This window comes from Paraburkholderia sp. GAS448 (assembly GCF_050435685.1).
Taxonomy (GTDB): Bacteria; Pseudomonadota; Gammaproteobacteria; order Burkholderiales; family Burkholderiaceae; genus Paraburkholderia.
Map to the genome: position 1 here is coordinate 1 of NZ_JBNDKT010000103.1, position 5,208 is coordinate 5,208.

Genomic DNA, 5,208 nt, shown 5'->3' on the forward strand with positions numbered 1-5,208 from the left:
GGCTTGTCCCAGCCGGCTCGACCGGAGCCACCCTACACCTCCAGCGCCACCCAGTCACCCATACCACTCGTCGGTCTGAGGCGGAGCCTCGTTAGATATCTCACCTGGTCCGAATTTCGTTTCCGTATCCGGCTCTTGATGTGCCGCTGATCGAATTCCCCGATGTGCCGCCGGTGGCGGGCGTGCCGGATCTGAACCGCCTGCCGCTGGTGGTAGGCGTGCTCACGGGCGTCACGCCGGCGATCCTTGGACTCGACTACTTCAACCTGTTGCCCTCGGACGTTCCGCAGTGGATTCTTGCCGACGATCAGGGTAATGCGCTGGTGACACCCGATTCAGTGGTGGATCTGGGTTTTCGTGGCGAGCAGCGCATCGCGTCGTATCCGGTCGAGGCTGGTTCGTTCGCCGCCTACAACAAGGTCGCGACGCCGCAGGAACTGTCGCTGCGCCTGTCGTGCGGCGGGCGCAACATGAGCCGGGACCTGTTTCTGTCGGAACTCGAATTCTTGTGGGAGTCGCTCGTATTGGTGAACGTGGTGACGCCCGACGCGACCTACCACGGCTTCAATATCGACCGGCTTGACTACCAGCGCAAAAGCTCGTCGGGCCTGTCGCTGATCATCGCGGAGATCCACCTCGTCGAAATCCGCACCAGCGCGCTCGCGGCGTATTCGGACACCGCGCAGCCGTCAGGCAGCGATCCGCAGAGTCAGGGCTGGGTCTGCACGGCGCTGCAGCAGGGCATCGCCCGCCTCCAGGCCCAGTACCAGAACGCCGCGCAGTCGGTGTCGGCGATCATCAGCACCATGACGACCGAAGCCACGCAGGTGATGTCCGGTGTGGCCGCGTCGCTCGAAACAGCGCTGTCAGGAATCGTGACCTGAACGGTGGGGTTGGGTTGCAGCGATGCTGACGATTCCGCTCGCGGCGATCGCGTCGCAGAGCCTTTCCGTGAATCTTGCGCAGCAGAACTGCGGCATCAATGTCTACCAGAAAAGCACGGGCCTCTACCTCGACCTCTACGTGTCCGGCAACCTCATCATGAGCGGTGTGCTGTGCCGCGACTTCGTGTATCTCGTGCGCGAGGCGTATCTCGGCTTTACCGGCGACCTGACCTTCATCGATGCCGAAGGCGCGGACGATCCGCAGTACAGCGGACTCGGCTCGCGCTGGCAGCTCGTCTATATCGAGGTGACTGCGTGAAGGGTGGCGCATGACCTTTGCACTGCGGCGCATCGACGTGCAGTTTGCGCTGGCGAAGACGACCTTTCCGGACGGCACGCGCATTCTCGACCTGGCGGATCACCGCGTGCAGGTGAGCATCGCGAACAACGGCGGCGGCATGGCGATGCCGACGTTAAGCCTGCGTATTTTCGGCATGAAGCTCGCCGACATGAGCGCGCTCGCGACACGCGGACTCACGGGCCTCGCGGTGAACGGCGATCAGGTCAGCGTCACTGCTGGCAACGTCGGCGGACCACTCAACATGGTATTTACCGGCACGATCTATTCGGCGGTGACGGATTTTAGCGGCAGTCCCGAGGTGTCGTTCGTCGTGAACGCGACGAGCGGTTTCCTGCAGCGTATCCAGGCTGCGCCCGCCAATACCTTCCCGGGCACGCAGGACGTGGCGAGCATCATCGGCGGGCTTGCGCAGCAGGCCGGCTTCGCGTTCCGCAACCACGGCGTCACCGCGAAGATTGCCGGCCAGTTTCTGAGTGGCACGATCATGGACCAGATCGAGCGGGTCGCGCAGGCCACGCAGACCATCGTGCTGCGCGACCAGAAGGTGATGCACATCTGGCCGAACGGCGGCGGCGCGGATTTCCCGCCCATTACCCTGTCAGCGGACACCGGCATTGCGGACTATCCGACCTTCACGCCGACGGGCATCGAGGTGCGCTGCGAATGGAACCCGGCCATCCTGTTCGGCACGAAAACCACCGTGCAGTCGATGGTACCGATGGCCTCCGGCAACTGGCAGGTGATGCGCTCCGATCACGAACTGTCGACGCTCACGCCCGACGGGGCGTGGTTCAGCACATTGAATCTCTGTCCGCCGGGGTATCTCGGTGTCAACCCCAACTAGTCCGGCACCCGGCCCCGCCGCGGTCGCGAGCATCCGGCCGTGGTCACTCGCCAGCGAGTATGACCGGCATCGCAGCATCGTTGAACAGCTGCTCACGCGCGTGCGCACCGCGTATCTCGCGCGGGTGGTGGCGGTCAGCCAGAACAGCAGTGTCGAAGAGGCCGGCACGCTCGACCTGCAGCCGCTGGTGGGCCAGCTCGACGGCGCCGGCAACGTGATCGCGCATGGCGTGATCCACGGCATTCCGTACCTGCGTCTCGCTGGTGGCGCGAACGCCGTGATTCTCGATCCGCCGCCAGGCGACACCGGTCTGGTCGTGGTGTGCGACCGCGACAGCTCGTCGGCCTGCGCGAACCTCGCACCGGCCGCACCGGGAAGCCTGCGCAAGCACGACATGTCGGATTCGGTGTATGCGACCACCGTGCTGTCCGGCATCCCGCAGCAGTACATCGCCTTCTCGACGAGCGGCATCGACATCGTGTCGCCCGCGCGCATCCGGCTCGCGGCGCCATCCATCGCGCTGCAGGCGGACAACGAGATTGGACTGACCGCAGGCACGCAGGTCGTAAACGCGGCCCCGTCGATTGAACTCGATGGCGCAATCACGCAGGGCGAAGGGCCGAACGGCGGTCAGGCGCGGATGGCCGGACCGCTCACCGTGCAGCAGGATGTCACGGCAAACGGCACCAGCGTGCATCAGCATACGCACCGCGAGTCGCAGGGCGGCACGACGAGTCCGCCGCTGTAGCGCCTGGCATCCGATGCAGAACGCGCGGGACTATCACACGAAAGGCATCGGGTTCCCGCATCTAGCGCACGGGACGCTCTTCACGGTGGTCATCGGCCATCCGTTGGTCATGCATGCGTTCTTCGCGGTGCTGGCGTGCATCCCGATGTTCCGTTCGTTGATGAACAGCGTCGCGATGCCAGCGCGCGTCGTGGTGGTCGAAGTCGTTGGCGGATGCTGCACCAGCAAGTGTCAGCGCAACGGCGGCAAAAGCAGCGAGCTTGAGTTTCATGAGGATCGTCTCTCTCAGGTTGAACAAGGCCGACGCGAACGTGCGTCATGGCGACTAACGGCGTGCCACGCCCTGACGTTGACGGCCCCCTTTCGATTGACATTCTTTAACAATACTGATTATTACGAGATAGGCGGAGGCCACTGGCCTGGGCCAGTTGCCGCCCGCCTCGTTCATCCAGTCCGAGATCGTCAACGCGGCGCTGGGCGTGCCAAACGTCACGGGCGCCAGCGTGACAAGCCTGACGCTCAACGACCGCCAGCTTTCGGGCACCGTCGATGTGACGGACGCCAGCGGCTACACACAGACAGTCAGCTTCTGACACCGTGCGCCGTATCGGCGCCCTGCCATGCAGACCAACGTCCCGCCGATCCGGTTCACGGATGCGGGCGTCGTGTTGCCGCAGGAATCCGCAATCCTGGCGGGCGTGCATGCCGACATCAACGCCGCGTTCGGCGGCGGCGTCAATCCGGGACTGTCGACCCCGCAGGGGCAGCTCGCCCAGTCGTTCACCGCGATCATCGGCGACAAGAACAATGACATCCTGGAAGTCGCCAACCAGGTCGACCCCGATGTCGCGTCCGGGCGCTGGCAGGACGCAATCGGCCGCATCTACTTCCTGAACCGCATCGCCGCCTCGGGCACGGTCGTGACGGCGACCTGCATCGGGCTGGTCGGCACCGTCATCCCGGCTGGTTCCGTCGCACAGGACGTGAACGGCTACCTGTATTCATCGACGGCCGCCGCCACGATCCCCGCCTCCGGCCAGATCGAGGTCGCGTTCCAGTGTCAGACGAGCGGCCCCATCGCGTGCCCGATCGGCGCGCTCGCGACGATCTATACCGCGGTGCAGGGCTGGGACCGCGTGTCGAACGCCACCGCTGGCACGCCCGGGCAGAACGTCGAGACCCGCGCGCAGTTCGAGGCAAGGCGGCGGCTGTCGGTCGCGGTCAATGCCGTCAACAGCGTGCAGTCGGTCTATGCGGCCGTGCTGTCGGTGGCCAATGTGCTCGATGCATTCGTCATCGATAACCCGACCGGGGCGGTGGTGAGCTATGGCGCGACGGACTATCCGCTTGGCTCCCATTCGCTGTTCGTGTCGGCCATCGGTGGTGAGGCGGCGAACACCGCCCAGGCGATCTGGAGCAAAAAGGCACTGGGCTGCGACTACAACGGCGACACGTCGTTTGTCGTGTACGACACGAGCTACGCCGAGCCGCAGCCGCAGTACACGGTGCGCTGGGTCACGCCCGGCCCGGTGCAGTGCTTCTTCGCCGTGCAGATCCAGGCGAACAGCCAATTGCCCGCCGATATCAATGCGCTGATCCGGCAGGCGATTCTCGCGGCGTTCAATGGGGATGACGGCGGCCCGAAGGCGCGCATCGGCTCGACCACCTATGCGGGCCGCTATTACGCGGCCGTGACCGCGACGGACGCCAGCGTGAACGTGCTGGCGATCCTGCGTGATCAGGATGTCCATGGCGTCGAGCGTCGGATACCTGCTCGGCACCGATCCGATCGTCATCAATGCAACGTCGCTCGCCTTCGGCATCGAGTGCAGGCGTGAAAAACTGGCGGCAGACGCTGCTGTCGCAGTACGCGACCGGGCCGACGATCACCGCGATCATTGAGTGCCTGAACCAGGGTCTCGACCCGCGTACCGATCTCGACAGCTTTTACGACACGATCTGGGACGTCGCGACCGCTATCGGCTACGGCCTGGACGTATGGGGAAAAATCGTCAATGTAAAACGCGGCGTCGCTGCGGCGCTCCCGCCCGCCGAGTTCGGCTTTGCGGAAGCCTACGACCCGGCCAACCCGACCGAGGGCGTCCAGCCGTTCAATTGCGGCGTATGTAACGACGGCTCGCCGCCCGTCATGCGCAACGTTGAACTCGACGACGGGACCTACAGGACCCTCATCATGACGAAGGCGATGGCGAATATCACTGACTGCTCGTGCGCCTCGCTCAATAATAGCGGATTAATCGGCAGCTGCCGATTAATCCGCAATCGTGCGTTGTACGAATCGCAGCGGTTGCGCGAAGTGCTGGTCGAGATCCTGGAACTGACCAGACACCCGCACCGAAGGAACGTGCTC

Annotated in this window: 8 protein-coding genes; 7 read left to right on the forward strand and 1 reads right to left on the reverse strand. The window is 64.5% G+C overall.

Features of this window, described 5'->3' with window-relative positions; all coding sequences use genetic code 11:
• The first annotated feature begins 140 nt into the window (after positions 1-140).
• Genes P3T23_RS47040 through P3T23_RS47055 form a run of 4 tightly spaced genes read left to right on the forward strand, consistent with a single transcriptional unit; the run spans position 141 to position 2,837 of the window.
• Complete coding sequence (locus P3T23_RS47040) at positions 141-884, forward strand: phage baseplate protein (protein WP_429322851.1); 744 nt, start codon at positions 141-143, stop codon at positions 882-884.
• Between the two features lie 22 nt (positions 885-906).
• Complete coding sequence (locus P3T23_RS47045) at positions 907-1,203, forward strand: phage baseplate plug family protein (protein ID WP_429322852.1); 297 nt, start codon at positions 907-909, stop codon at positions 1,201-1,203.
• 10 nt (positions 1,204-1,213) lie between these two features.
• The gene (locus P3T23_RS47050; RefSeq protein WP_429322853.1) at positions 1,214-2,089 is read left to right on the forward strand and encodes a baseplate hub protein; all 876 of its coding nucleotides are present in this window, start codon (positions 1,214-1,216) and stop codon (positions 2,087-2,089) included.
• Positions 2,073-2,837 carry an oxidoreductase gene (locus P3T23_RS47055; RefSeq protein ID WP_429322854.1) on the forward strand — a complete coding sequence of 255 codons (765 nt, stop codon included), beginning with the start codon at positions 2,073-2,075 and terminating at the stop codon, positions 2,835-2,837. Before P3T23_RS47050 ends, P3T23_RS47055 begins: the two co-directional genes overlap by 17 nt.
• A 61-nt stretch (positions 2,838-2,898) precedes the next feature.
• Here P3T23_RS47055 and P3T23_RS47060 read toward each other — a convergent pair whose 3' ends face one another.
• Complete coding sequence (locus tag P3T23_RS47060) at positions 2,899-3,108, reverse strand: hypothetical protein (RefSeq protein ID WP_429322855.1); 210 nt, start codon at positions 3,106-3,108, stop codon at positions 2,899-2,901.
• A gap of 157 nt (positions 3,109-3,265) precedes the next feature.
• On the opposite strand from P3T23_RS47060, the gene P3T23_RS47065 reads away from it, so the two are divergent.
• The 3 genes from P3T23_RS47065 to P3T23_RS47075 all read left to right on the forward strand — a co-directional run.
• A complete protein-coding gene (locus tag P3T23_RS47065; protein WP_429322856.1) occupies positions 3,266-3,430 on the forward strand; it encodes a hypothetical protein in 165 nt (54 codons plus the stop codon).
• Positions 3,431-3,457: 27 nt separating this feature from the next.
• A complete protein-coding gene (locus P3T23_RS47070; protein ID WP_429322857.1) occupies positions 3,458-4,675 on the forward strand; it encodes a baseplate J/gp47 family protein in 1,218 nt (405 codons plus the stop codon).
• Positions 4,672-5,208: DUF2612 domain-containing protein (locus P3T23_RS47075; RefSeq protein ID WP_429322858.1), on the forward strand; the 537-nt coding region annotated here is incomplete at its 3' end. The genes P3T23_RS47070 and P3T23_RS47075, both read left to right, overlap by 4 nt.